Source organism: Paenibacillus sp. yr247 (genome assembly GCF_900103825.1).
In the GTDB taxonomy this organism is placed as follows: Bacteria; Bacillota; Bacilli; order Paenibacillales; family NBRC-103111; genus Paenibacillus_E.
In genome coordinates this window covers 812180-836336 of the sequence record NZ_FNIF01000001.1, presented here as the reverse complement: position 1 = coordinate 836336, position 24157 = coordinate 812180, and the positions used below count along the sequence as shown (strand labels likewise).

General features: G+C 45.1%; 29 protein-coding genes and 2 pseudogenes. 4 read left to right on the top strand and 27 right to left on the bottom strand.

The genetic code is table 11. From position 1 onward, the window contains the following. Window positions 1-35: 35 nt before the first annotated feature. The 13 genes and pseudogenes from BLT91_RS03940 to BLT91_RS03895 all read right to left on the bottom strand — a co-directional run bounded on the left by BLT91_RS03940 (window position 36) and on the right by BLT91_RS03895 (window position 8977). Window positions 36-1394, bottom strand: coding sequence for an NAD(P)-dependent oxidoreductase (locus BLT91_RS03940; protein WP_090816787.1), 1359 nt, complete (start codon window positions 1392-1394; stop codon window positions 36-38). Window positions 1395-1412: 18 nt separating this feature from the next. Then, on the bottom strand, window positions 1413-2294 hold the full coding sequence (locus BLT91_RS03935; protein WP_090816784.1) for a nitrilase-related carbon-nitrogen hydrolase: 882 nt from the start codon (window positions 2292-2294) through the stop codon (window positions 1413-1415). Beyond that, window positions 2291-3562 carry a M20 family metallo-hydrolase gene (locus BLT91_RS03930; protein ID WP_090816782.1) on the bottom strand — a complete coding sequence of 424 codons (1272 nt, stop codon included), beginning with the start codon at window positions 3560-3562 and terminating at the stop codon, window positions 2291-2293. Before BLT91_RS03930 ends, BLT91_RS03935 begins: the two co-directional genes overlap by 4 nt. 6 nt (window positions 3563-3568) lie before the next feature. Beyond that, the gene (locus BLT91_RS03925; protein WP_090816779.1) at window positions 3569-4942 is read right to left on the bottom strand and encodes an aspartate aminotransferase family protein; all 1374 of its coding nucleotides are present in this window, start codon (window positions 4940-4942) and stop codon (window positions 3569-3571) included. 78 nt (window positions 4943-5020) lie between these two features. Further along, window positions 5021-5143, bottom strand: a complete 123-nt coding sequence (locus BLT91_RS33420) for a hypothetical protein (protein WP_302847449.1) — start codon at window positions 5141-5143, stop codon at window positions 5021-5023. 4 nt (window positions 5144-5147) lie between these two features. After that, window positions 5148-5393: an ABC transporter substrate-binding protein gene (locus tag BLT91_RS32565; RefSeq protein ID WP_254776769.1), complete on the bottom strand. Its 246-nt coding sequence runs from the start codon at window positions 5391-5393 to the stop codon at window positions 5148-5150. After that, a pseudogene (locus tag BLT91_RS32560) lies at window positions 5347-5816 on the bottom strand (ABC transporter substrate-binding protein). The gene BLT91_RS32565 and the pseudogene BLT91_RS32560 overlap by 47 nt, the downstream one beginning before the upstream one ends. A 217-nt stretch (window positions 5817-6033) precedes the next feature. After that, entirely contained in the window at window positions 6034-6438 is a 405-nt protein-coding gene (locus BLT91_RS03915) for an ABC transporter permease (protein WP_090817284.1), read from the bottom strand. Window positions 6439-6548: 110 nt separating this feature from the next. Next, complete coding sequence (locus tag BLT91_RS33785) at window positions 6549-6797, bottom strand: ABC transporter permease subunit (protein ID WP_368086771.1); 249 nt, start codon at window positions 6795-6797, stop codon at window positions 6549-6551. Between the two features lie 9 nt (window positions 6798-6806). Beyond that, the gene (locus BLT91_RS32245) at window positions 6807-7133 is read right to left on the bottom strand and encodes an ATP-binding cassette domain-containing protein (protein WP_217635172.1); all 327 of its coding nucleotides are present in this window, start codon (window positions 7131-7133) and stop codon (window positions 6807-6809) included. Between the two features lie 307 nt (window positions 7134-7440). After that, window positions 7441-8361: a tyrosine-type recombinase/integrase gene (locus BLT91_RS03905; RefSeq protein ID WP_090816776.1), complete on the bottom strand. Its 921-nt coding sequence runs from the start codon at window positions 8359-8361 to the stop codon at window positions 7441-7443. A gap of 134 nt (window positions 8362-8495) precedes the next feature. Beyond that, window positions 8496-8750: a YolD-like family protein gene (locus BLT91_RS03900; RefSeq protein WP_090816773.1), complete on the bottom strand. Its 255-nt coding sequence runs from the start codon at window positions 8748-8750 to the stop codon at window positions 8496-8498. A gap of 23 nt (window positions 8751-8773) precedes the next feature. Next, the gene (locus BLT91_RS03895; RefSeq protein ID WP_056832733.1) at window positions 8774-8977 is read right to left on the bottom strand and encodes a YwbE family protein; all 204 of its coding nucleotides are present in this window, start codon (window positions 8975-8977) and stop codon (window positions 8774-8776) included. Window positions 8978-9082: 105 nt separating this feature from the next. Between BLT91_RS03895 and BLT91_RS33780 the strand changes: the two are divergent. From BLT91_RS33780 to BLT91_RS03880, 3 genes and pseudogenes are all read left to right on the top strand, one after another. After that, window positions 9083-9262 (top strand): annotated as a pseudogene (locus tag BLT91_RS33780) (DUF2071 domain-containing protein); the annotation flags it as partial. Between the two features lie 182 nt (window positions 9263-9444). Further along, window positions 9445-10308, top strand: coding sequence for a helix-turn-helix transcriptional regulator (locus tag BLT91_RS03885; protein WP_254776768.1), 864 nt, complete (start codon window positions 9445-9447; stop codon window positions 10306-10308). 139 nt (window positions 10309-10447) lie between these two features. Next, entirely contained in the window at window positions 10448-10729 is a 282-nt protein-coding gene (locus tag BLT91_RS03880) for a hypothetical protein (RefSeq protein WP_090816770.1), read from the top strand. 147 nt (window positions 10730-10876) lie between these two features. On the opposite strand, the gene BLT91_RS32555 is transcribed toward BLT91_RS03880, so the two are convergent. The 8 genes from BLT91_RS32555 to BLT91_RS03845 form a co-directional block, all read right to left on the bottom strand. Then, on the bottom strand, window positions 10877-11539 hold the full coding sequence (locus BLT91_RS32555; protein WP_254776767.1) for a DUF3892 domain-containing protein: 663 nt from the start codon (window positions 11537-11539) through the stop codon (window positions 10877-10879). A gap of 183 nt (window positions 11540-11722) precedes the next feature. After that, window positions 11723-11989, bottom strand: coding sequence for an ABC-2 family transporter protein (locus BLT91_RS32550; protein ID WP_254776791.1), 267 nt, complete (start codon window positions 11987-11989; stop codon window positions 11723-11725). A 34-nt stretch (window positions 11990-12023) separates the two neighbouring features. Beyond that, window positions 12024-12569 carry an ABC-2 family transporter protein gene (locus tag BLT91_RS32545; RefSeq protein WP_254776766.1) on the bottom strand — a complete coding sequence of 182 codons (546 nt, stop codon included), beginning with the start codon at window positions 12567-12569 and terminating at the stop codon, window positions 12024-12026. After that, complete coding sequence (locus BLT91_RS03865) at window positions 12553-13356, bottom strand: ABC transporter permease (protein WP_090816768.1); 804 nt, start codon at window positions 13354-13356, stop codon at window positions 12553-12555. The genes BLT91_RS32545 and BLT91_RS03865 overlap by 17 nt, the downstream gene beginning before the upstream one ends. Next, the gene (locus BLT91_RS03860; protein ID WP_254776765.1) at window positions 13331-14221 is read right to left on the bottom strand and encodes an ABC transporter ATP-binding protein; all 891 of its coding nucleotides are present in this window, start codon (window positions 14219-14221) and stop codon (window positions 13331-13333) included. Before BLT91_RS03860 ends, BLT91_RS03865 begins: the two co-directional genes overlap by 26 nt. 468 nt (window positions 14222-14689) lie before the next feature. Further along, window positions 14690-14944, bottom strand: coding sequence for a hypothetical protein (locus BLT91_RS03855; protein WP_090816766.1), 255 nt, complete (start codon window positions 14942-14944; stop codon window positions 14690-14692). Window positions 14945-15022: 78 nt separating this feature from the next. After that, complete coding sequence (locus BLT91_RS03850) at window positions 15023-15901, bottom strand: anti-sigma-V factor RsiV (protein WP_090816763.1); 879 nt, start codon at window positions 15899-15901, stop codon at window positions 15023-15025. Window position 15902: 1 nt separating this feature from the next. Then, window positions 15903-16406, bottom strand: coding sequence for an RNA polymerase sigma factor (locus BLT91_RS03845; protein WP_090817272.1), 504 nt, complete (start codon window positions 16404-16406; stop codon window positions 15903-15905). A gap of 163 nt (window positions 16407-16569) precedes the next feature. Between BLT91_RS03845 and xerS the strand changes: the two genes are divergently transcribed. Next, a complete protein-coding gene (gene xerS, locus BLT91_RS03840) occupies window positions 16570-17652 on the top strand; it encodes a tyrosine recombinase XerS (RefSeq protein WP_090816760.1) in 1083 nt (360 codons plus the stop codon). 3 nt (window positions 17653-17655) lie between these two features. Here xerS and mgrA read toward each other — a convergent pair whose 3' ends face one another. From mgrA to BLT91_RS03810, 6 genes are all read right to left on the bottom strand, one after another. Continuing rightward, a complete protein-coding gene (gene mgrA, locus BLT91_RS03835) occupies window positions 17656-18645 on the bottom strand; it encodes an L-glyceraldehyde 3-phosphate reductase (protein ID WP_090816756.1) in 990 nt (329 codons plus the stop codon). A 367-nt stretch (window positions 18646-19012) separates the two neighbouring features. After that, entirely contained in the window at window positions 19013-19519 is a 507-nt protein-coding gene (locus BLT91_RS03830; RefSeq protein WP_090816753.1) for an ADP-heptose synthase, read from the bottom strand. Window positions 19520-19680: 161 nt separating this feature from the next. Continuing rightward, complete coding sequence (locus BLT91_RS03825; RefSeq protein ID WP_254776764.1) at window positions 19681-20274, bottom strand: ribonuclease H-like YkuK family protein; 594 nt, start codon at window positions 20272-20274, stop codon at window positions 19681-19683. Between the two features lie 106 nt (window positions 20275-20380). Beyond that, window positions 20381-21334 carry a C40 family peptidase gene (locus BLT91_RS03820; protein WP_090816748.1) on the bottom strand — a complete coding sequence of 318 codons (954 nt, stop codon included), beginning with the start codon at window positions 21332-21334 and terminating at the stop codon, window positions 20381-20383. Window positions 21335-21460: 126 nt separating this feature from the next. Further along, a complete protein-coding gene (locus BLT91_RS03815) occupies window positions 21461-21754 on the bottom strand; it encodes a hypothetical protein (protein WP_090816745.1) in 294 nt (97 codons plus the stop codon). 70 nt (window positions 21755-21824) lie between these two features. Continuing rightward, on the bottom strand, window positions 21825-24128 hold the full coding sequence (locus tag BLT91_RS03810; protein WP_090816742.1) for a thiamine pyrophosphate-dependent enzyme: 2304 nt from the start codon (window positions 24126-24128) through the stop codon (window positions 21825-21827). Window positions 24129-24157: the final 29 nt, after the last annotated feature.

The window sequence follows — 24157 nt, the reverse complement described above, 5'->3', positions numbered from 1 at the left end:
CCAGTTCAATTTAAATAAGTTGAACTTAACCTATATTATGCAGACTCATTCTGTTCTCTCACCAATTGATTATAAATGGCATAAGCCGTCTGCTTCCCTTGCTGAGCCGCCGATACTACCATCGCTTCTCCCTGGCCTTCTCCGAATATCACATCACCTGCTGCAAACACTTTAGGGTTCGACGTTTGACCCGTTTCCGGATTCACCGTAACCGTTCCTCGCGTATGTGCAAGTTGGAATTGTTCAATGAGGGAAACATGTCGCGTTTGGCCAATCGCCTTGATAACGGCGTCTACATGGATAACGAATTCGGAACCTTCAATTGGAACTGAACGTTTGCGTCCAGCCTCGACATCTACAAGCTCCATCTGCAGGCATTCTATAGCCACGACATTTCCACTCTCATCTCCAATGATCCGTTTTGGAGCGGTGAGCCACTTGAACTCCACGCCATCCTTCTTGGCGAAATCAAATTCAAAATCATACGCCGTCATCTCTTCCTGCGTACGACGATACACAATTTGCACCTTCTCAGCTCCAAGCCGCACCGAGCAGGTAGCCGCATCAATGGCTGTATTGCCCGCTCCGATTACAGCTACACGCTTTCCAATGAGATCTGTATCCAGCTCTAATTTTGTGGACTCAACAAACTCGATCGCATCATATACACCTGTTAAGCCCTCGCCTTCAATCCCGAGCATCGAGACCTTCGACATTCCGACTGCCAGCACAATAGCATCAAAGTCACGGAGCAGCTCGGCTGCGCTAATATCTGCACCGACTCTCGTGTTCATGCGGAACTCGACTCCTAACTGCCGTACCTGTTCAACTTCCCACAGTGAAATCTCCTGCGGCAATCGAAATGATACGATCCCATATGTATCTAATCCGCCAGCCTGTTCCTTTGCCTCAAAGACCGTCACCTTGAACCCGAAGCGGGCAAGCTCCCTAGCTGCCGATAGTCCTGCAGGCCCGCTCCCAATGACAGCAGCTGACTTCCCATTATTAGTCCCAGCCTTGAACAATATTTGTTCATTCTTGATGGCCCAATCTGTTGCATAGCGCTGTAATTGACCAATCAGGATAGGCTTGGACGAATGATTGAGTACACAAGCCCCTTCACAGAGTTCCTCGGTTGGACACACCCTTGAACAACTTGCTCCAACCGGGTTCGCCTCCATAATCGTGCGTGAAGAGCCTTTGAGATTGCCGGAAGCAATTTTTTTGATAAAGGAAGGAATATCGATCCCGGTCGGACATGCGCGAATGCAAGGAGCGTCATAACAAAACAAACAACGGTTCGATTCTTCAGTCGCTTCTTTTGGCTTCATGCCGGATTTGACCTCGGCGAAATTTCGCTTCAAATCTGTTAAAGAAATAAATGCTGTCCCCATCTTCCTCCACCTCCACGCTTATAAGCTGATGATTTGATCATAGGTTTCAGGCCTGCGATCACGATAAAATTGCCAAACATTGCGCACTTCACGGATCAATTCTTTATCCATTTCACCCATGACCACTTCATCCTGGTCCCTACTTCCGATAGCAACGATCGATCCGCGAGGATCAACTAAATAGGATTGACCATAAAACTCGCCCATGTTCCACGGAGCTTCTATCCCCACACGATTAATGGCCCCGACATAATAACCGTTCGCTACGGCATGTGCCGGCTGTTCCAGCTTCCAGAGATATTCCGATGTCCCCGCTACTGTAGCAGATGGATTAAACACAATCTCCGCGCCACCCAAACCCAGCGCCCTTGCGCCTTCGGGGAAATGTCGATCATAGCAGATGTAAACGCCAACCTTTGCAAACGCCGTATCAAAAACGGGATATCCCAAATTACCAGGTTTAAAATAATACTTCTCCCAGAACCCACAAGAACCGCCACCCGCCGCCACTTGCGGAATGTGATGCTTACGATATTTACCCAAATAGGCACCATCTGCATCAATCACAGCTGCTGTGTTGTAATACGTAGCAATGCCTTCTTTTTCATAAATGGGAAGTACAATGACAACACCGAGCTCCTTCGCAATTTCCTGAAAAAGTCGGGTTGTCGGACCATTCGGAATCTCCTCTGCCGCATCGTACCATTTTGTTGTTTGCTCTGAGCAAAAATAAGGACCATAGAAAATTTCTTGCAAAGAAATGATCTGTGCACCCTGCAGAGCCGCTTTGCGAACCAAGGCGATATGCTTTTGAATTGCTTGTTCTTTGTGCTGGGCCACGGCTTCATCTCCATGCACATCATTCGATGCTTGTATGAGACCGATTTTCACCTTACTCATGGTTGGAAGCCTCCCCTTTCCGTTGCAATCCGGCGTGCAGTGCGGTATAAAAGCTCCGTGCCCAGCGTGATATCCTCAGGACTGGCATACTCTTTGGGATTGTGGCTAATGCCTTCCAGACATCGGACAAAAATCATTCCATAATCACACACATAGGACATGGTTAGCGAATCATGGAAGGGTCCGCTCATGAGCTCAGGTGGGGTCAAACCCATCATTTCCGCTTCTTCATGCAGGGTAGCTTTGATCCAATTGGCGCAGTAGCGGGGTTCACTGTTCGTATCCTCACGGATCGTATAGGTTAGACCATGTTCGCGTGACACGTTCTCGATGACACTTAATAACTCCGCTTCGAGTGCGTTGCGACGCAATAAATCGATGTCACGCAAATCGATGGTAAAGGATACCTTCTCCGGTATGATATTGCGGGAGTCTGGGAATACCGAAAGGGAGCCCACCGTTCCGACGGTTGGAGCACCAGGCTCCTGCTGCACAAGCTCATTCAGTGCCACGATGATTTTGGCGCAGCCAAGAAGCGCATCATGGCGCATGGACATCGGCACCGAACCGGCGTGGCCCGCAAAGCCGGTCATCTCGACCGTGAGCCATAATGGACCCGAGATGCCTGTAACGATTCCGATCGGAGCATCAAGCGACTCGAGGACAGGACCTTGCTCAATGTGCAGCTCCAAAAAAGTGCCAATACGGCCTTCTTTAAACACATAGCCCTCGAAGTCAGCAGGGTCGCAGCCGAACTGCAGTAAAGCTTCTCTGCGAGTGATGCCATTTTTATCCATACGGTCTAACTCATTTTCTTCAAGCTTTCCTGTCATGCCTCGGACGCCGAACAATCCTTTGTTGAAGCGACAGCCTTCTTCATCAGAGAAAGCCATAACTTCAATATTGCATTCGGGTGTAATCCCTTCCTCCACTAGCGTTTGAACCGCCTCAATCGCACCAAGAACGCCTATTGCACCATCAAATCGACCGCCATAAGGCTGCGAATCAACATGTGATCCGAGCATTAAGACAGGAGCATCTGGATTGCTCCCCCGCCTTACTCCTACGAGGTTGGCGAAGGGATCGATCGAAGCCTCCATCCCTGCTTCTTCCATCCACTTTTTCACTAGCTCCACGCCTTCACGATCTTCTTTGGACAACGCAAGCCTGCAAACGCCCGTTTCCCCGATTTTCCCGATTTGAGCGAGTTCCTGAATTCGCCCATGCAGTCGTGAAGCATTAATTTGTATTTGAGGTGTCGTAGACAAGTCACTTCATCCTTTCTCATGATTGGCTTCAAACACGTCAAGTAAGGTGTCCACGATAAAAGCAATATCCTCATCCGTCGAAGATAACGGCGGACTTAACGTAAGAATGTTCGCGTACCCAGGGACCGTATCTCCATTCTTCCCTAAGAGCAGCCCTTTCTGCTTGCAGCCTGCAATGATCTTCATCACACGGTCGGCTGTGGCAGGGAGTTTCGACTTCTGATCTTCAACGAGCTCAATACCCATTGCAGAACCAAATATACGAATATCGCCAACATTCGGATGCTCAAGCAGTGATTCCAGACGGTCTCTAAAAACGTTCCCGATATGCGCAGAGCGCGCCACCAGACTCTCCTTTTCCAAAATCTCAATATTCTTCAAAGCAACGACGCAAGAAACTGGATTACCGCCAAACGTGTTAATATGCCTTAAATGACTGGTCGCCTCTTTATCCTTGAACGATTCATATAATTCAGCCGAAACTGCGGTTGCAGAAAGGGGTGAGTATGCACTGGTCATACCTTTGGCCATCGTCACGATGTCCGGTCTCACCCCATAATTCAGATGACCGAACTTCTCGCCAGATCGACCGAATCCACAGATCACTTCATCTACAATGAGCAGAACATCATATTTATCACATATGCTGCGCACTATTGGTAAATACTCGTCCGGCGGAACAATCATCCCGCCCCCCGTAATCACAGGCTCCAAAATCACACCGGCAACCGAATCCGCTCCCTCCCAGACGATGGCGTCCTCGATAGCTTTGGCGCATTGAAAGCTGCACTCTCCCTTCGTCTGACCAAACGGACAGCGATAGCAATAAGGCGGCGGCACATGTTGGAACCCAACACCAAGCGGTTCATATTTCAGCTTACGCTGTGCTTGCCCTGTTGCACCTAAGGCCCCCATTGAATTCCCATGATAAGCACGGTGCCGCGAGATGAACTTATGCTTCGTAGGCTTTCCGTTCTGATGATGGTACTGCCTAGCAATTTTGAAAGCCACTTCATTTGCATCCGACCCTGAGTTGGAATAAAAGATCCGATACTCGCCATCCAGCCACTCATTTATTTTTGCAGCTAGCTCAATTGCAGGAACATGGGATTGGACCAACGTCGCATAAGCGATTTTCATCATTTGCGCAGCGGCAGCTTCCGCAATTTCTTTTCGCCCGTGACCTACATTGACGCACCATAATCCGGACATCCCATCTAAGTAACGATTGCCGTCCACATCCATTACCCAACTGCCCTCACCAGACGCAATGATCATCGGATTATCGTTATGTGCGGACATATGATGCCATACATATTTGCGATCTTTCTCGAGCAGCTCCTCTTTTGTCACCAGATCACTCACCTCTTTAGTACTCATAAGCAGCTCCCCCTCTCCTGATGGTGTAAAGAAGGATCGCAGACGACGCTTATCCACGATCCACTTTATTCCGTTACTTCATTTGGCTGTTAAAATCGTCTTATCGATAGCCGCCGCCAGATCGGCCTGTTTTTTGATCAAGCCAATTTTAAGCGCGATGTCTGCGTTCCGTTTCGTAGATTCATCTACGAATGAACCCACCTGCTCATTTGAAAATCCTTCCGGCTTCATCCTGATGCTCAATTGCGTATACCCAGCCCTTCATGGTGGCTCTTACGGCTTTAACCGCGAGATTATGGTTCTTGTCGACCCAGTCCTTCTTAGCAATGAGCGAATCCTCCAGCATCGCAACACCGGCATCATCAAAATTAAACACATTCAAATCCGTCTCTTTTACACCATTTTCAAGCACGACGTAGTACTCGTTTATAAATGGTCGCTGTCGCCACATCCAATTGATCTCCAAAGAATTGATCCATCATGAAGCCTTGTTTCACCAATTGAATATCTTTCTTCGGATCCAGCCCGTTCTTCTCCATAAAAGCAAGCACTTGGAACTGCTGGCTCCCCATCCATGCCCCGACCTTTTTGTCCTTCATTTTGGCTGGCGAATCGATGCCCGTCGATTTTTGGAGAGTAAACGATAGGAGCTTTTCTGCGTCACTTGCGCTAAAGAAACGAGCGGTAATTCATTGTCACGGTTGACTAACAAGGAGTCAAAGCTCGATACGCCGATATCCACCGCGCCATTCACAACCTGCTGCTCGATGATCACATCCGGTCCGCCTGGCACAATTTCGACTTCAATGCCTTCATCCTTGTAAAAGCCCCTTTCCTTAGCCGCATAAATCCCGGCAAATTGTACTTGCGGCACCCACTTCAACTGGATTTTGAGTTTCTTGAGAGGTTCCGTCGAAGGCGATTTGCTTGCACTGACAGCAGTAGATGTTGCTGGTGTTTTGGAGACTACAACAAGGCAAAACTGTCAGTTGGTATTCTCTTTTTCAAACGAACCAATCCTCTCCTATTTTATTTCTATGTATGTAAAGATGGAGACATCCCTTGATGCTGATGTTAAATATTCTTTTTGATCAGCGTTGTGAAACTGCCCATGGTATCAAGCGTTTTTCTAGGAGTTGAATGATCGTATAAAGCGCGATGCCAAGGATTGCTGCGATAACAATACAGGCCCATGCTAAGGGCATATTGGCCAAGCGGATTTGTTCCGAAAGCAAATAGCCTAACCCTCGTGAGGCAATGAAAAATTCTCCCACAATCGCACCGATGATACTTGTAGACATATTGATTTTGAATGCCGAAAAGATTGCCGGTAAGGCTTTAGGTAATCTTAATTTAAGAAAAAGCTGTCTTGCGCTGGCCGCATAAGAAGTCATTAACTCCAATACGATCCCTATTCTGGAGGCAACGCCATCTCCCAACCAATTGTTCATCCTAGGAGCAAGCGCCACAAATGGGACAGCATTGAGTGAGGCCATGATGGAAATACCGCCGCTACCTGCTGGCAGCTGATACCGCCAAGCTAAACAATTTATGAATCCCCTCGCACTGCCAAACAAGGTCACTTGGTCTTAAAGTGTGACTTCCTTCATACGCTTCCCCTTCTGCCTTCTCGGAAGTCTGGCTGCACACCTATCCCATCAGGAGCTCCTATCAGTTCTACGATGATGGAAGCTGTGATCGCAAGCGGTGCTAATATCTTGAGTCCGGCGAACAGCCCTGGCAGTGCAGACGGCAGCTTGAGCTTAAGGTAGTTGTGCCAAGTCGAACAGCTAGGGAGCGCATGAGCTCCAGCTGCACAGGCTGCACAGCCCGCGAAGAGAGTTAATCGTGACAGGAAAGAATGTCACATAACCTGCCAAACGATCCGCGAAAGGCTCGGATCATGAAGGATGCCGTACAAGATCGGTGCAAGGCCGATGATTGGCACCATTTGAGAAGCAACCATACAGGGAGTTAGCGTATGTTCAACTGACTTTGAAAGGTATGCCATTAACCGCAGCAGCGTTGATTTGCCACAACCCGAAGGACCCAGTAAGGATACGAATTCATTTTGCCATACACCGAACGATATATCCTGGAGTACAGTCACTTGCCTCCCTTTCTTCCCGAATACCATAGAGACGCTATCCACCGATATTTCCACTTTCTGCTGGGAAAGATCTGAATTCATTGTGTCCCTCCTCATCTCAACTTCGATATGGCGTTATGTATTTGTAAATAATAGTGACTGTATATGTTATATTATATAACTTCCGTCACCTTTTACAATATACAAAGTGTTCTGAAATTAGGCTCTATAGTTGACAGAGTGTAAAATTGAAAATAAAAACAACCCTGTCTGGTTATGGAGTCAGGGTTAGCCGCATTAGGAGGAAATCCCCCTACTCGCTTCTTACTGTAATAATGGACAGCAAGATGTTCTTTTTTTAGTGTCTTTGACTAATTTGTTAACATATCTAATGTTATGTAAATAAATTCTATATTCCTATACCCACTGGTATAAACGCCGAAACCCGATTCATCGCTTCCTGCTTTTGTTTATCACCTACGTGTGTGTAAATCTGTGTGGTCTGAATGCTCGCATGCCCCAATAATTCCTGCAGGGTTCGAATGTCCGTCCCAGCAAGAACCTGCATCGTGGCAAACGTATGCCGAAGCTTGTGGCTAGAGATCGACTTCCCTTGAAGTTCATTATAATGCTTTTTCAGTTCCCCGAAATGCTTCTCTGCTATCGTTTGAATCATGCGTATACTTATCCGTCGGCCGAATTGTGACACAAAGAAAGGCTGTTCAAAGGAGCTCCTTGTATCCAGACGCTCGATCAGCGCTTTATTCAAAACTTTAACTAATTCACCGGGAAGCGGGATGACACGCCATTTCCGTCCTTTACCAAATACTTGCAGCGTGTTCGTTGAACGGTTGAAATCAGCGATATTCAATCGATGTAATTCACTGACACGCAAGCCCGCATAACTCATCAACAGAAACATCGCTACATTCCTAATCTGGTACTTTCCCTCGATCGATTGCAGAAACACAGACAGCAGCTGCTCACTGAGATATGTTGGAATTTGATTTTTTTCGACTTTTGATTTCTTAACGTTGAGTGACGGATTACTCTGCACAATTTGAAGCTCAATCAGGGCTGCGAAAAATGTCCGAATCGACGACAAATACCGATTCCGAGCAGAATCACCAACTCCGCCCTGCCGCATTTTCGTCAAGAAGCGCATAATATCTAAAGCTTCGATAATTGACAAAGACTTCTCCACAGAAGTAAGAAATAACCGGACATCACCTAAATAAGCTTGTTGTGTTCGTTTTGTAAAGCCTTGATCCTTCATCCACGAATCAAATAGCTCCAAATACTCATCATCATACTCATATTCCAGTCCCAATCGTGTTCACTCCGTCCGTTACAATCTAAGTTGCGTTAAATATAGATTTAGTGCAATTTTGATATAGGTTTAAACGGCCAAATAGCGCTTATCCCGTTTATGAAGGAATAAGCGTATTCACCGTTTGCCCTGTCTTAATCCCGCGGGTATTCAACTTTCATAATATCCATGAACGGCACTTTATCAATCTCGCCGTTGCTAGTTTGAATATGTACTCGACCCGTACGTGAATCCATTGTCGCGATGATTCCCCGTACAGACTCTTGACGGCCCCACACGGTAAGGACAATCTCAGAATTCTCCTGTTTGGCTTCTGACAATTGATTTCCGATCTCTTCCAGTACAAATTCATCCCGCGTTGGTCTTTTAGCTACCTTTGCCTTCGCCATCCTTAGCTCCCCCTAAGTTATATTCACCTTGACGGCGATAATATTTCTTTGACCCGTCCAACCTGTCCATCTGCAAGTCTTACCTTAATACCATGCGGATGGGTCGGTGAATTCGTTAATAAATCTTTCACAATCCCCCGCGTTAACTTCCCGCTTCGTTGGTCTTGCTTCAACACAATATTGACTTCAATTCCCGGAATCACATCTTTACGATTTTGGCCATTCATGCTGTATAGGTCGCCTGCTTTCTTTCCTAATTGTGCTTCATTATAACATATTTTGCCCCTATTCCCCATCGCAAGTAAGGACATTTAGAAAACAGCCGTGGAAATGTATATCGGGGAGAAATTGATCATGAACCATGGCCATTACAATCGGCTGAAGCTTTTATAAGCGTCAACACCCTCCCTTTATCTTTTGGGATCGACCTTCCAGACACAGCACCACGATTACATTTTGCAAAAAAATTAAAAGTAAAAATTTGGGCACTCAATAAGCTCAGCTATTCATAAGAACCCAGATGACTGGGCCAATTTGAGCTAGTTCATCTCTCAGACAAATCAGCCTTACTCAAAAAGTAGGGAATTGTATAGTTTCCATGGATTCATTAATCATATAGAATGAGAATAGTTCACGTTCCATTTTCACACTTTATCAACGATACCATGCAGTTAGTACGGAAGGAATGTACGATATGCCAAAATTCATGGACTTTATGATCAGTCCTTATCCGCTTCGGATCATTACACTGCCCATTGATTCAAGTAAGCTCAAGCTGCAATCCTTGATTATCCTTAACGTTGGACATCTTCCTGGACGAATATCCTTTCGACATCATTCGACGTTCGAGAAATGGGCATTTATTTATCTAGCCGGTGGAAAAGGCTCCTATCAAGTAGATGATGGCGCCGTTCAACGCGTTGAAAGCGGCAGTCTGCTCTTCCTTCGACCTGGCGTCGTTTATAATTATGGACCTGATGCGGACGGTTATTGGGATGAGTATTATTTCACATTCGAGGGAAACCGAATTGAGGAATGGCTTAGTAGTTGGCTCACACAAGTGGATCTGGCGAAACAGGTCGGTCATGAAGACGCTACCCAGCACAATCGGATCGAGCGCATCTTCATGCTCATGGAAAGCGGTTTGCCCGATAACATCGATCGTGCTGCTTTACTGCTGGAATCCTTGCTTTTTGAATTTATGCTTAAAGCACAAGTGCCAACCGAAACGACGAAAACGCAGCAAGTGATCGACCTCATGGACGACCTCGGCGATTCGTTATTTCAGCCTTTTGACGCGAAGAGTATTGCAAAAAGGCACCATATCTCAGTCTCCACTCTCCGCAGGGTCGTAAGCGAATATACCGGCTACCCACTGAATGCTTATATTCACCGTTTGAAAATTGCTGAGGCCAAAAACATTCTACTTAATACAGACAACACCGTTAAGGAGATCGCAGATTCACTTGGTTATAGAGATGTCTTTTACTTCTCCCGTTTATTCAAAAAATACGTTGGTGTCTCACCGCTTTTTTATAGGAACAACATGCAGCTTTGAATTTTGTTTACATAACTATTATTTTGTAAACAATGTTATTTTTTTATTAAAATGTGCGTAACGCCCTAGTACGACTTGTCATGCTGCAACATATGATAAAGCAGAAGTAAATCTTCCTACTACGGGGAGGTGAATTTAAATGACACTTGCACTTACGGGTTGGATGCTCTATTCGATGTTGATAGTTCTTGGTTTTATGGGCCTAAACTTTTTGTTTGGCTTATACAAATCACTCAAAGCTGGTTCCTTCTCCAGTTCACCGTTTCTAGCTTATCTGCGTGACTTGCTGTATTATGTGTTCCCATTATTTTTACTTTCCAACATGATGTCCCTTGATCCAACAGGCTTTTTATTATTAATCGCTTATTACCTCGGCGCACTCGGAGTTGTTCTCAAGTATCTGGAAGGATTTAAAAAATAATTTGTAACCGCATTCAATAGAATGCTAATATATGATCTCTCAACAGAGAGCTAAAGCTGCCGGGTTGTAATGGTGGCTTTTTTTGTGTGTTTTCATAAAAAAGAACAGTTTGCCCCAAGGCAAACTGCTAAGATAGGGTAAAATCGATTAAAATCGAGGTAAATTGGATAAATTGTTGCTCGGATCGCCATCCGGATAAGATCTTAGCGTTTTTTGACCTTCACGATTTCTGCCGGTATTCACATCTTCTATTAAACCTGCCTCTGTCATTGCAATGGCACCCGCGATGTCTACCACCCTGCCATCCTGGAATTGAACCGCACTGATGCCGCCATCGCCATAATGGACAGATTGAATAATAGCCTTATTAGGGTCTATGGTGTGTGGACCTGCGCCATACTGAGTTCCATCCCGCATAAATGTACCGTATTGTGTAGGCTGACCATTCGGACTATAGCCGGTGTATCCCCCTTGAAACCCTACATTCCGCGCATCCGCATGGTTTATACCTGTATTACGGATACCATATTCAGCATTCATGTTGCCTGAAGAACCTGGAGCAGGCATTCCACCTTGAAATGTCTGATTTTGATTATTGCGAGCTTGAGGAATGAAAGGCTGCTGCCCCCCCTGTCCAGCTTGTTGGTACATTTGGACATTTGGTATCGGTTGACCATTCCAGGCAAAGTTCTCATTGTGTACAGGCTCGACTGCATTACTGTAATTAGGGTTTGGATCAAGCTGTGAATTCGTCATTCCATAAGGCTGGCTTTGCATGTTAGGCTGTTGCCCACGTCGGCGTCGCGACATAGTTATCAAACTCCTTTGTTACTTCTTAGTGGCTACCCACTTATATAGCATGCGTCAACTGTATGCAGCTTATCCCTATTCTGGATTTACAGTCCATTTACTCGTGATTTACATCGCCATACACTTTTTGAAGTAAGCACCGAAGTACGGACGCCCATCTCTCACTTTTGTCCCTTCTACCTATTAACGCCGAAGCCCCATCATATTCCCAGAAGCGTATCTCCGGAGTCCTCGGTAAAACAAAGTTATCCCTCCCAAACAAAGCAGCACGGTCACGGCGATGGCTCCTGTAATAAACGGTATGTCCGCATGACGTAAAAGCCCAATTGGTAAGTAGCTAATGAATCCCGCTGGCAACACCGTAAATAACACGATTTTTCCTAACCCCCGAAATATGCTAGTTGGATACGTAGTGAATGTTAGGAGGCCATTATATAGCTGAAAACTCAGCCCATCTGCATTGCCTATCCAGAAGGCAAGACAATTAACGATAACCGTGAAAAAATAAGAATATCAGCGTCGAAAGCACAATCGCTAGCGCAAACTTAACAAATCCAATCCACGATTTATCTCCAAATGCCACATATATCAATAGTGCGAATAGAACATCTCCAATTGCGCTAACCGACATACGGCTAATGAGCACATGAAGCAACACAGGCTTCGGCTGAGTTAAATAAATATCAAGTTGTCCCGTCGCGATGAGATTCGAGATTCGCATCGCGTTACCGAATAACGTCGCCATTACCCCAAACCCTCCAGCTGCTATTGCCCATAGCATCATTACATCCCTCAGTTCCCATCCATTCAAGACGGGGAACCTCCCGAAATAAATCCCCCAGAACACAATCCACACGACATTATTGATGACCATCATGCCGGCCGTGAGCAGGAAGCTCATCCGAAACTCCATGGCTCCCGCAAGATTTAGCTTCCAGCATTGCCAGACGAAGCGAAGTAAGCGCCAATGCTTGCCTGGCTGACCAATTTCACTCATAGGTGTCATTTTGCTGTTATCCACCATTAACATTGAGCTTTTTCACTCCTTTCCTATAGACCATAGAAACGATAACGCCAATAAAAAGCACCCATATCAGTTGCGTAGTAAGCGCGCCTGCCAGTTTATTTGCATCAAAGGCTACCGCTGTTTTCGCCGGAATGTAGACAATAGCTTGAAACGGCAGCCAGTAGCCTACCCGCTGCAGTACGTCCGGAAATAACTCGAGCGGCATCAGCATGCCGCCAATCGTAAATAAAAATTTGTTATATACAAATTCCAATCCGCGTGTCTCCTCTACCCAGAAAGAGCAAAGCGCTAAAACCATATTCAACATGAAATTAACTGTGAAGCCGAACCATACCACAATAGGCAGCCACACTAACCCGAAACCAAAAGCAGGCGGTCCAATAATAATTAGCCCCAGAATGCCGCCAATCGTCGCGTTGACAACGAAACGAATCGCGGCTTCACTCATGTACTCAACATAATGAAACACAACAAAGCTGACAGGGCGGACAAACTTAAACACGATATCCCCGCTTTTCACTTCTTCCTCAATTCGAGAGCAGAGACTTGGGCAGGCAAGGATCATCGCTTCCGTTATAACCAGATACCACATGATCTGCTTAAAGCTGAAGCCAGCGATGGTTTCCGTTCCTTCACCGTGAAATGTCGTCTGCCAAAGCTGAAGAAAAATATAAAGGATCAACAGCAGAAATAACGACCGGATGATAAAATCGGCCACATAAGCGAATTGATTGCGCAGCGTGATTTTACCGATGAAAGCATATTTAACCGATTTGCTCCAGCTGCTCATGACCATTCGCCTCCTTACCGAAGTCCCCGTACATGCGCGTGATGATATCCTCCATTGGCGGATCTTCAACCGTTACATCGACAATTCTATGTCCAGCCATGATCTTGGACAAAGCAGCTTCAATCGTAGTGAGCTCTGTATCTACGGAGAGAGAAAGTCTCGCACCACTTCGCTCAAGTACCTTCACCCCTTTAAGTTCCATAGCTTCAGGTTCCTCTTCGAGAACAAGACGAACTGTTTTATGTGTCAAAAACCGCTGCTTCATCAAGTCAACACGGTCATCGAAAACAATACGGCCATGATTGATAACAATCGCCCGATCACAAAGCCGCTCGATATCACCAGCATCATGAGACGTAAGGAAAATCGTTGTCCCCGCCTCACGCTTTAACTCGAGGATGAGTTCACGAATGCGCTGTTTAACGACGACGTCTAGCCCTATCGTAGGCTCATCAAGAAACAAGATCTGTGGACGGTGCATCAATGAGACGGCAATCTCACAGCGCATGCGTTCACCTAAGGACAACTTGCGAACGGCCGTATGCAAATAAGGCCCCAGTTCAAATCGTTCAATAAGGTCGTCGCGCCGTCGTACATATTCGCTGCGCCGCAGCTCATAAATACGGCTCATCAGCTCAAACGTGTCGATGGGAGGTAAATGATACCACAACTGCGACTTTTGTCCGAAAACGGAGCCGATCCGATAGCTCAGCTTCGTCCGCTCCTTCCATGGACAGCAGCCCAGAACCTCGGCCTGACCTGTTGTTGGGTGAAGGATACCCGTCAGCATCTTGATCGTCGTTGATTTACCGGCACCATTCGGCCCGAGAAAGGCAAGCGTCTCTCCTTGCTGGACCGAGAACAATGCCCTCGACGGCTGACTTCTCTTCGTATTCCGGCCTTATCAGCGATCTGACACTCCCCATAAAGCCTTCTTCTTTCTTCTTGAGACGAAATGATTTCCCCAATTGCTCTACACGTATCGAAGTCATTTCTGTATCCACCGCCCTTTATTTCATTAAAGCAAAAAAGACCTCAGTCCGTTTCGCCTAAACAGGCGGAACTTTCCGAAGGTCTTTTATCCCTTACGGTGTAACACGTCTTTGCCCGTGTCGGCTTCGCTCGGTTCGCCACCCTTCATAGGTTCGGATCCCTAGAAGCCCTTCCGTTTATTTTCCACATATTAACACAGTATGTCATGTACAGACAACACATTTTTTGCGACCCAAAGCAAGCACAAAAAAGCCTGTTGCCAAGGCACAAGGCACAGACTTTTTTTGTGTAACATTTTATGAGGCCAACCCGAGAAGCAAAACCTTTTTTAATAATTCACTTATTCGGACTGTTGTGTTGATTGTAATTCCTGTTTTAATTCGGCCGACTTTTGCTGGGCCTGCTTAATTTGCCCTTGGAGCTGTTGTACCTGCTTTTCTGCCTCAGTCAGTGCGGCTTCAGTCGCCTGCGTGTGAATTTCTTGAGCTACTTGCAGGGTCTGTTGAGCAGCTTGCTCAGCTTTTTCCGCGGCTAATTTAATCTGCTCAATACTTTGTTGACTTTGATTCTGGTTTAGTTGATCTTGTAGTGGCATAGAGGTACCCCCAGCTGAATTTTCCATACCCGATTAATTTTAGTAAAACATCCTTTTTTTATTCTTATCCGCTCAAATTCAACGAATATATTCATCCCTACTACTCAAAATATCGGACAACACATTTGTTGGAATGACAAATTCAACAATCCCCATGTAACCGGGAGCAACCTCGTATTTTTGAAAAGATATGACCAGCTGTCCGTTCGTATTGATGTAGAAGCTTTGATCTTTGTTAATCGTTTTGAAATAAGAATTGATTTCATTAGGAACACCCTCAACCCAATAAATCTTTTGCTGGTCCTGTTTCATCTGTCCCTTCATCTGTTCTTTAATATTCTCGCTGATCACACCGATATAGCGATCATCTATGAACAAACTTGGCAATGTAATGAGTAGTTGTTTCTTTTTGTCGATTGTGTCGTATTTAAATGTTGTCGAGGAAGAACCGACCGTATTTACCACGTATTTGCCCACAGCGAAGATTTGATCATTATCGGTTTTAACGACATATCCGCTATTTACACCTAAGTGACCGCCGCCGCCTTTTTGCTTCAAACTTTCCATTTCAGCCATGAAATCACTATACAGTTTCTTACCTTCTTCCAGGTATTTGTTATTCAGGGTATCCTCTAAAGTTTTATTTTCTAAATTCGTAATTGCAGGCACTGCTAACTTAGCTTGATAGGATCCATCATTGAACTTATATTCTCTAAAAGTTAGCACCTTGATTAGGTTCCCTACTAAAGGCACTTCCGATAAAGCATGGGCAAAGGATGGACTGGTATTGATGCCTGTCACAAATAGGATGCCCGCTGCAGCAACAGCAGAAATCCATTTGACGTTACTTTTTCTCTTTTTATTTTGTTTAATGGCTTTGTTAACGATAAAATCCAGTTCTTCAGGAATCGGTATATCCATGTATTGTTGTTTCATTTGTTCTAATTTCCTATCCATGTTATTTTACCTCCTCTAGCTTTTCATCGATCATTTTAATCCGGAGTAATCGGAGGGCTTGATACAATCGTGTTTTTATCGTACTGCTATTTTCTTTTAAAACATCAGCGATCTCATCAATCTTCAAATCTTCAAAATACCTAAGTGTAATGATACTGCGATACATCGTTGGCAATTCATCCAGCGCCTTTTCCAGATCAATATTGGAATAGACGTCTTCACTACCTTGGGCAAATGATTCCAACATAGTCTCATCAACCACTTGAATCCTCTTATGCTTCCTCAAGAAATCTAACGAGGTATTCACCACAATCCTATAAAACCAACTCTTTATGGATGCTGTGTTCCTTAGTGAATCTGAAGAAGCAAATGCCTTATGTATAGAGTCTTGAACAATATCAAGTGCATCCTCCGAATTTTTTACATAGCTGTAAGCTAAACGATACACATTTTCTTTATGTTCCGTTATACATGCAATAAGTATGTTTTCAAACTTGCCGTTCATCGTCATGAGATTAAAGACGCTCCTTTTGCCCGCGCGTACTAAGAATTAGCCGTGTAAGTGTTAGGACGTTCAAGCGAGCCAAATAGTTTGGTGTAAATTCTACCAATTTCCATTACCCACTGCTATACTTACAGCAAGAAGAGCTCGTGAGGTGACGCTACATATGAACATTATTAAAGTCAAAGATCGCAATGAATTAGAGAAAAAAATCCCCTCCATGCCATGGTATATAGAGAAATTTATCAATTACAAGCTGCCAGACCTCTCTCCATCTTCCTTATTGGAATATGTCCGTGATTACGAAATCTTTCTATCCTGGCTGTTGGCCGAAGGATTAAGCACTGCCCCGGCAATGAACCAAGTTCCTCTGGAGGATCTGGAAAAATTACATATGGACAGCGTGGATAACTTCCGAATGTTCCTTGCTACACGCAAAGCACAAGCTAACGTGAAGACCACGATTAACCGCAAGCTATCCGCGCTGCGTTCCTTGTTCCATTATTTAAGCCAAATTGCAGAAGACGAGAATTTCTACCCGCTTCTGAAGCGCAATGTCATGGCCAAGGTGGAAATTAAGCGATCGCATAGGCCCAAGGACAGTGCCGCGAAGCTTGAGGGCAAGCTGCTACAGGAAGAGGAAATCGTTGAATTTATCGAATATGTGCAGCATGGGTACGAGCACGATGTAGCTAAGAACAAACAAGCTCTCTATTCCTATGAGCTGAACAAAATAAGAGATACTTGCATCATTACACTCATTCTAAATTCGGGGCTTCGTGTATCCGAGGTATTCAATCTGAATGTTGATGATATTGACCTCAAGAAGAAGCTAACCTACGTGTATCGCAAAGGTAAGAACGATGATACGTTCAAAACCCCTGTCTATTTCCGAAATGAAGCGATTCAAGCGCTAACGGACTATATTGCTATCCGACAAACGCGATATAAGCCGGTCAAAAAAGAAAAAGCCCTCTTCCTTGCCATAGCAAATGGCAAAAAAGAAGGCGAACGCATGACGAAGCGGGCTATACAAGAACTCGTTATCAAATACGCAAAACGCTTTGGCAAGCCATACTTGTCCGTTCATAAACTGCGGCACTCATTCGCCACAGATTACTACTTACAGAATGACTTGTATAAAACGCAAGAGCAGCTAGGACACGCATCTCCGGAAACAACACAAATCTACGCGCATCTCACGGATAAAACAATGTCCCAAGCAATTGATAAACGATTGGAATCCTGAAGATTATTTCAGGATTTTTTCAATTTTGGCTAGCTCTTCTGGAGCGAACTCTAGATTTTTCAGTGCAGCTACATTCTCCTCAATCTGAGAGACACGGCTTGCACCAATCAACGCGGACGTTACTCGTTCGCCGCGAAGAACCCAAGCTAGTGCCATTTGCGCTAAGCTTTGGCCACGACTGCTTGCCAACTCATTCAGTTGATTAATTTGAGCAATTTTATCTTCCGTAATATCTTTCGTGTTTAGGGATTGACTCTTTCCACTCGCGCGAGAATCGCTTGGAATGCCGTTCACATACTTGTTCGTCAGCAAACCTTGTGCAAGCGGACAAAATGCAATACTGCCTACGCCAAACTCATCCAGTACATCCTGCAGGCCATTCTCGATCCAACGATTCAACATACTGTAGGATGGCTGATGAATCACAAGTGGTGTCCCCCAACCTTTCAGAATGGTTACAGCTTCTCTCGTTTGCTCAGCCGTATAGCTGGAAAGACCTACATACAGAGCCTTACCTTGACGAACAACTAAATCCAGTGCAGCCATAGTTTCCTCGAAGGGAGTGTTAGGATCCGGTCTGTGGGAATAGAAAATATCTACGTATTCCAGTCCCATCCTTTTCAAACTTTGATCTAAGCTGGAAACCAGATATTTCTTAGAACCCCACTCTCCATAAGGACCTTCCCACATGTGATAACCAGCTTTCGTTGAGATGATCAACTCATCACGGTACGCGGCCAAGTCGCTTTTCAGCACCTTACCGAACATTTCCTCTGCTGACCCCGGAGGCGGACCGTAGTTATTAGCGAGATCAAAGTGGGTAATTCCTAAATCAAAAGCGCGAAGCAGCATAGCTTTCCCGTTTTCATGAATATCCAAGCCACCGAAATTGTGCCACAGACCCAATGAAATAGCCGGAAGCTTTAGACCCGATTTACCTGAACGATTATATTTCATTTCTGCATAGCGAGTTGAACTTGCTTGATAGACCATGTTATCCTCCTTAAATGTTTTGCTGAAAACTAACGTTGCAAGTATCCAGCAAAGTTTCACCAGTGAAATGGCTTCATATGTACTAGTATAGGCTAACCAGACCAACAAAAAAAGAACTGAAAAAAACGTGTCTTACTTACCTCGAGGTTAGTTATGCTTTTCTCGACTTCCTTCAGCAAATAAAAAAACTGCCGAATCGCTTCGACAGCTGCTAAGTTTTACTTACATTTTCCACAACCGCAATTACATTTACGCTTAGGCTTGTGAACCATTTTTTCATTTAATAATACAGTGGATTTCGCACTACCTAAGCACCACGACAGAATAAGTTTAGAGCTATGTTTATGCAGCCTTCAGCTCCCTCTCATTAAACCTGATTGTCACCTTCTACCGCGAATTCGAAATCCTCCACATCAAAAGCTTCAACTGGAATCCCTGCTTCAACAAGCCGCTCAATGAAATCCAACTGATCCGTTAACAGAGCAGCTTGCTCTTTGATCCCAGTAAGTATTAATTCCGTTTCTATCGGGTCGAATTGGTCGCCATATTCCTCATTATCGATCGCAAACACAACCATTAAGGTGACATGCTCATTGATTGGCAAAGGGGGACTTTTCCGCCATGGAACGGATAGCGCTTTTTCAATTTTTTTCTTATTAAAGGATTCCTCGAAGAAAGCAATCAGCTCACCAATCATTTGCTTCACAAATCCGTCGTCGTCTTCCTCTAACATGATCGGTTCGCTGCCTGTCTGAAGCTCATATAGCTCTTGTATACTGGTATAAGGGATTATATAAGTAACAGGCTGTTCTGGCAGCATTAACTGACCATGCACAGCTAGCATAACTGCTTCAATAATAAATGTTTTGCTCAATGGGATCTCCCCTCTCTCTAAAGCTGTAACAGCAATATTTCGCTAAGAAGTTGTGAAAATCCTTTTTTTATATCATCAAACAGTTAATCCGATGTATTTAAACAAAACCGTCAGCTCTATTGATCCATGTGACCACTTTGAACTAACGGTTCTTATTTATGCTATAGAATGCCATCGATGACCTCGCGGTCATCATTAACAGGCTGATAAGGCTTCTTCGAAAATCGATTAGCGTAAGCCGAAGCCACATAACAATCCGGTTTAATCACAGGAACCATGCCGACCGATTCCACACGCCGTACCATCTCTTGGACGAATTTCGCCGTCCGGTTCTTTTTCTCATCATCCCCGGCATCAATATGAATAAACATATCGAATGAGGCGCCTTGATACAGATGAGGAAGAATAATATTTTCCATATCCTGCCGCTTAGACTCATCAAAGTACATCGCGATCTCCTCGCTCAAAGCAGTTTCCATCGAAAGTTTTTCTTTAATCGAGTGTAAGGATCGGTGAACGATGACTTGACGATAGCACGCCCACGCTCCTTTTCCTAATCGTTGGATGACTACACCGGTAATGAATTTTGTATGACCTGTGTGTACCTGACAATCTGTACCAATAATAAATTTGTAGGTAGCTACAGGGTCTTGACGCATGAAATGGAGAATACGCTCGTGAACGGTGTCCAGGTCAAGTCCTCTTTCCGTTGTGTTCCGAAATTCCAGTGGTTGGCTCGTCGTCGAAGGTTTCAAAGATAAGGTTCTTCCTTTCTCCTTAGAATCAGGAAGAAGCGGATGCTGGTCGATGCATCCGCCCCTATCTATAGTATATGGCAAAGTTCCTCTGATCGAACCATACTTATCGTAAAACGCTGCCACCGTACAAGAAGCGATTTTCCCATTGCTTCCCGGCGATCGTGTCGATACGAACTCCGCCTGATTCAATCGAATACGTATGCAGCAAATTCCCATTTCCTAAGTAAAGGCCAACATGAGTGATTGGTTCTGTAAGCACATTCACATTATCATAATCTGAAGCTTTGTTCCCTTTGTAGCTGCTGAAGAACATTAGGTCTCCGCGCTTCAAATTTGTCCACTTCGTAACAACGGGACCTAGCGATTTAACGTAATTGCCTTGTGCCCCAGAATCACTTGGAACGGAGAAGCGAAGAGCATCCCAGAATATGGTTTGAATGAAATCCGAGCAATCAAAAGTAGTCGTATCATTGCGAACTGAACCAAATTCATAGGGTGTACCTAAGTAATCATTGCCAACTGCAATAACAGCTTCTATTTCTTCGGCTAGAGGTACATTCGGCTTGATTACAGAAAAGTCAGTACTTATGTATTTACTGTTTGTGCTAACATACCCTCTGATTCCATTAGCATCTTGGATTTTGTACCAACCGTCATTGACTTTATCAGTCACGAGAACTTGTTCCCCTTTAGTGAGCATCCGAATCACTTTGGAGCCGGTTTCTGAAGAAGGAAGTGTTCGAAAGTTAACACCATAGATGATTTTAGCATTGCTGATTATTTTTATGTATTTACTATTTGTCGAAACATATCCGCTTACACCTTGCACATCCTTGATTTTGTACCAATTCGTCGTTACATAATCCGTGACAGTAACGATTTCTTTTGTTTTCAATAAACGAATGACATTGCTAGATGTACTAGCTTGATCTCTGAAACTTACCCCTGAAACAATTTGTGCCCTTGTCGTTACCCCTTCATCAGCCAATATTGCCGTTGGAAAAACAATTGTAAGTGCTAACACAAGCAAACCAATAAGCCGCGTCCATTTTCTCATCGAATCTTCCTCCAAAGTTAAGTGTTCTCTAGCTGATTATAATTTAGAGGGTGTCCAGCGAATATAGGCGAAAGGATGCGTTTGTTGTCAAATTCATAATGGCTGCGTACCTATTGACGCATCGGTTTAATTTTCCAGTTTACGGATTTCAGGTTTTCGAGTGGGAAGCCAAAATACTTGAAGGTGGGGGTCATTTTTCAGCTTCACATTACAAAGCTTCATCTCCCCTTCCTCGAACTCAATGACTTGCCAATCCTCTGTTCTTATCCCTTCCGTTGTTTGTAGAAAAGTAAGATATTGCTCTTCAGCCTCTTCTTGATCAGGCCAAAATTTAACGCCATAATAAGCTAGTCCATAGTGATTGACGAGTGAACATGTGAAAATTTGTTCTGATATTTTGTGCTGCAGTACATAAGGCATCTTTCATTCCTCCGATAAAAAGACACGTTCACCACCCGGGTGAATGTGCCTTCATTTTTATGATGACGACTTATAAATAAGCATTCTCGTGCTTTGCTTTTAACATATTCCAACGACGCTCAACTTCCGTCTCGAACGATTTCAGGGAAGCCTCGTATTCTGGCTTCGTCATGTGCTTCGTTTTCCCCATGGTCTTCAGCCAATCCGACAATGGAATCTTTTTGCTCTTATCCTCTGGGTTATACGTAATGGACGTTACCCCATGCTCCACTTCATAGAGTGGAAAGAAACAAGAATCCACTGCAGCGCCGACGATATTGGAGCCTTCCTGATCATCTGATAACCAGTTCAGTGGACAAGCAATTAGAATTTTGCCATAAACCAAACCTTCATTCTGCGCATACCATTGCGCTTTCGCAGCTTTCTTCACGAGATCCTGCGGATACGCTTCAGAACCTGTAAATACATACGGAATATGCGTAGCGGCCATAATTTGCGCCGTATCCTTGTGATGAAACACTTTACCGCCTTGATGCTTCCCGACGTTCGATGTCGAGGTACGATGACCCATTGGTGTTGAATACGACAATTGTGCGCCTGTATTCATGTAGCCCTCGTTATCGTACTCAAGAATAATCATCTTGTGATTGCGCAGAGCGGCCCCGATCGCTGGTCCCATGCCAATATCCATCCCGCCATCCCCTGTAATCATGACGAAGGTGAAATCGTCCTTCAAACCAAGATGGTCTAGCTCGCCACGGCGCTTCCGCTCCCAGAACATCTCTACAACTCCTGAGAGCGTTGCTGCGCCGTTCTGGAATAAATTATGGATATATGTCGCTTTATGCGCCGAGTATGGATAGCCGGTCGTTACAACCATCGCACAGCCAGTATGGAAGATCGAGACGATATCACCTTCAATCCCCTTGAAAAACAGCTCCAAGCCTGAAAAAATTCCGCAGCCTGGACAGGCGCCATGACCCGGAGCAATACGCTTCGGTTTCTTCGTCAGGGCACGCAGTGGCGGGATACGCACGTTCAGCTTACCCGTGTTCTCATCCGGTGTTACCGTGATAAGTCCCGTCTTAAGATCCTCATACTTCATCGGCGTCAGTACCCGCTTCGGTGCTTTAGAAGGATCACCCGGCGTATGGCCATAGTAATCGAAGGGCACTTCTACCTTGCCGCTTTGCACCGCGTCAATGGCAAATTGGAACAAATTATGCCCGTCTTCGGCATAAAAGTCCTTGCCACCTAAGCCGTAGATTCGGCTTATGACAAGCGTATCTCTGTTCCCATGCGTGAACAGCGCCGCTTTAATTTCATTGACCATATTGCCGCCATGGCCGCCATAGGAATCCGCGCGATCCCCGACGGTGATCGCCTTCACGTGCTGCAAAGCTTCAGCGATCTGCTTTGCTGGGAAAGGACGGATCATGTTCGGTGCGATCGATCCGGCCTTAATGCCCTTCTCGCGGAGCTGGTCGACGACGTCTTTGATGATTTCGGAAGCCGAATTCATCAAGAACACCGCGACTTCCGCGTCCTCCATCCGATACTGATCGAGAATCGGATAATCACGGCCCGTCAGTTCGGCATATTCTTGCCGAATGCGATCATACACATCTCCGGCGTTATACATGGCCATAGACTGTTGGTAGCAGTTATTAATATAATCCGGCTCATTCATATATGGACCAACAGTGATCGGATTATTACGATCTAACGTATCAGGGAAGCCCTGTGGCTGTTCTCCTACGAAAGCGTGCACGTCTTCGCGTTGTGCGAATGTTTGTACCCTGCGCTTTTGGTGGGACGTGAAATACCCGTCCGAAGCAACCAATACCGGCAAGCGCACCGCCTGATCTTCAGCCAATTTTAAAGCGATAATATTCATATCGTAAACCGCTTGTGGGTCACGACACATCAAAATGGGCCATCCCGTATTTAAGGCATAGTACAAGTCTGAGTGATCCCCGTGAATATTTAGGGGGCCAGACACAGAGCGGCATACCAAGTTCATCACCATAGGGAAGCGTGTGCCGGATTGCACAGGCATCTGTTCCAACATATACAAATAACCGTTGGCGCTTGTCGCGTTAAATACGCGGCCGCCAGCAGTTGAAGCGCCATAGCATATACCTGCAGAACCGTGTTCACCATCTGCTGGAATAAGCACAATATCATGCTGTCCGTTGGACTTCATGAGATCTAGAAATTGGGCTACCTCCGTTGAAGGAGATATCGGAAAGTATCCCATGACGTGATAATTGATTTGATGAGCCGCATAAGCCGCCATCTCGTTTCCTGATTCGTATACAATGCGTTGTTCAACCTTGGCCTGTCCTAATTCCTTCTTGATATCAATGGACATAACGAGTAGTTCCACCCTTCTCCCATAAA

What these genes read in the sequence shown, in the direction of transcription:
- BLT91_RS03940 (WP_090816787.1), bottom strand. Translation starts at nt 1,394, where the DNA reads ATGGGGACAGCATTTATTTCTTTAACAGATTTGAAGCGAAATTTCGCC.
- BLT91_RS03935 (WP_090816784.1), bottom strand. Translation starts at nt 2,294, where the DNA reads ATGAGTAAGGTGAAAATCGGTCTCATACAAGCATCGAATGATGTGCAT.
- BLT91_RS03925 (WP_090816779.1), bottom strand. Translation starts at nt 4,942, where the DNA reads ATGAGTACTAAAGAGGTGAGTGATCTGGTGACAAAAGAGGAGCTGCTC.
- BLT91_RS32565 (WP_254776769.1), bottom strand. Translation starts at nt 5,393, where the DNA reads ATGTGGCGACAGCGACCATTTATAAACGAGTACTACGTCGTGCTTGAA.
- BLT91_RS03915 (WP_090817284.1), bottom strand. Translation starts at nt 6,438, where the DNA reads ATGGCCTCACTCAATGCTGTCCCATTTGTGGCGCTTGCTCCTAGGATG.
- BLT91_RS32245 (WP_217635172.1), bottom strand. Translation starts at nt 7,133, where the DNA reads ATGAATTCAGATCTTTCCCAGCAGAAAGTGGAAATATCGGTGGATAGC.
- BLT91_RS03900 (WP_090816773.1), bottom strand. Translation starts at nt 8,750, where the DNA reads ATGGCGAAGGCAAAGGTAGCTAAAAGACCAACGCGGGATGAATTTGTA.
- BLT91_RS03895 (WP_056832733.1), bottom strand. Translation starts at nt 8,977, where the DNA reads ATGAATGGCCAAAATCGTAAAGATGTGATTCCGGGAATTGAAGTCAAT.
- BLT91_RS03885 (WP_254776768.1), top strand. Translation starts at nt 9,445, where the DNA reads ATGCCAAAATTCATGGACTTTATGATCAGTCCTTATCCGCTTCGGATC.
- BLT91_RS03880 (WP_090816770.1), top strand. Translation starts at nt 10,448, where the DNA reads ATGACACTTGCACTTACGGGTTGGATGCTCTATTCGATGTTGATAGTT.
- BLT91_RS32555 (WP_254776767.1), bottom strand. Translation starts at nt 11,539, where the DNA reads ATGTCGCGACGCCGACGTGGGCAACAGCCTAACATGCAAAGCCAGCCT.
- BLT91_RS32545 (WP_254776766.1), bottom strand. Translation starts at nt 12,569, where the DNA reads ATGTTAATGGTGGATAACAGCAAAATGACACCTATGAGTGAAATTGGT.
- BLT91_RS03865 (WP_090816768.1), bottom strand. Translation starts at nt 13,356, where the DNA reads ATGAGCAGCTGGAGCAAATCGGTTAAATATGCTTTCATCGGTAAAATC.
- BLT91_RS03855 (WP_090816766.1), bottom strand. Translation starts at nt 14,944, where the DNA reads ATGCCACTACAAGATCAACTAAACCAGAATCAAAGTCAACAAAGTATT.
- BLT91_RS03850 (WP_090816763.1), bottom strand. Translation starts at nt 15,901, where the DNA reads ATGGATAGGAAATTAGAACAAATGAAACAACAATACATGGATATACCG.
- BLT91_RS03845 (WP_090817272.1), bottom strand. Translation starts at nt 16,406, where the DNA reads ATGAACGGCAAGTTTGAAAACATACTTATTGCATGTATAACGGAACAT.
- xerS (WP_090816760.1), top strand. Translation starts at nt 16,570, where the DNA reads ATGAACATTATTAAAGTCAAAGATCGCAATGAATTAGAGAAAAAAATC.
- mgrA (WP_090816756.1), bottom strand. Translation starts at nt 18,645, where the DNA reads ATGGTCTATCAAGCAAGTTCAACTCGCTATGCAGAAATGAAATATAAT.
- BLT91_RS03820 (WP_090816748.1), bottom strand. Translation starts at nt 21,334, where the DNA reads ATGAGAAAATGGACGCGGCTTATTGGTTTGCTTGTGTTAGCACTTACA.
- BLT91_RS03815 (WP_090816745.1), bottom strand. Translation starts at nt 21,754, where the DNA reads ATGCCTTATGTACTGCAGCACAAAATATCAGAACAAATTTTCACATGT.
- BLT91_RS03810 (WP_090816742.1), bottom strand. Translation starts at nt 24,128, where the DNA reads ATGTCCATTGATATCAAGAAGGAATTAGGACAGGCCAAGGTTGAACAA.